Raw genomic sequence first — 1,041 nt, 5'->3', positions numbered from 1 at the left:
AGGTAACCCAAACCGTGGTTTGCTAGAGAGTGCGTTATCAGAGTTAGAGTCTGGCAAAGGCGCAGTGGTGACTAACTGCGGTACTTCCGCACTTAACTTGTGGGTATCGGCTTTTCTTGGGCCAGATGATCTGATTGTTGCACCGCATGATTGCTATGGTGGCACATACCGTTTGTTCAATACACGAGCTAACAAAGGCGACTTCAAAGTGCAGTTCGTTGATCAATCGGATGAGCAAGCTCTAGAGGCTGCACTAGCGAAAAAGCCAAAGCTTATTTTGTTAGAAACTCCATCGAACCCTTTGGTTCGTGTGGTTGATATTGCTGCGGTATGCGAAAAAGCCAAACAAGTAGGCGCTTTGGTTGCGGTAGACAATACCTTTTTGACACCGGTGTACCAAAAGCCTTTGGATCTCGGTGCTGACTTTGTTATCCACTCAACCACAAAATACATTAATGGTCACTCGGACGTGATTGGTGGTGTGGTGATCACCAAAACAGAAGCGCACGCAGAAGAACTTGCATGGTGGGGAAACTGTATTGGCGCCACGGGTACGCCTTTCGATAGTTACATGACGTTGCGTGGGATCCGCACTTTAGGCGCCCGTATGCGAGTGCACGAAGAAAGCTCTCAACACGTACTCAACTACCTACAACAGCAGGCTTTGGTCGCGAAGATTTACCATCCGAGCTTGCCAGATCACCCAGGTCACGAAATCGCGAAAAAGCAGCAGTCGGGTTTTGGGTCTATGTTGAGCTTTGAATTTGCAGGCTCATTTGAGCAACTTAAAGTGTTTGTTAAAGAGCTCGAACTGTTTTCTCTTGCAGAGTCGCTTGGTGGCGTGGAGAGTTTGATTTGTCACCCCGCATCTATGACGCATCGAGCCATGGGGGAAGAGGCGTTAGCGGAAGCGGGCGTGTCGCATCAGCTGCTTCGTTTGTCTGTGGGTTTAGAAGATGCACAAGACCTGATTGCCGATCTCGATCAAGCCTTTGTAAAAGCTGCTCAGTAATAGGAGAACTAAAAAATGAGTGTACAACG

At 48.3% G+C, this 1,041-nt stretch carries 1 protein-coding gene; it reads left to right on the top strand.

Annotated elements, in window-relative coordinates; all coding sequences use genetic code 11:
- On the top strand, positions 1-1,012 hold a 1,012-nt coding region (locus R7070_RS26535), incomplete at its 5' end, for an O-succinylhomoserine (thiol)-lyase (protein WP_318141563.1).
- Between the last annotated feature and the right edge of the window lie 29 nt (positions 1,013-1,041).

The sequence above is a fragment of the Vibrio sp. 1557 genome (assembly GCF_033340175.1).
GTDB classification, from domain to species: Bacteria; Pseudomonadota; Gammaproteobacteria; order Enterobacterales; family Vibrionaceae; genus Vibrio; species Vibrio alginolyticus.
The sequence above is the reverse complement of the archived record's forward strand: the minus strand, read 5'-3'. Positions and strand labels throughout refer to the sequence as shown.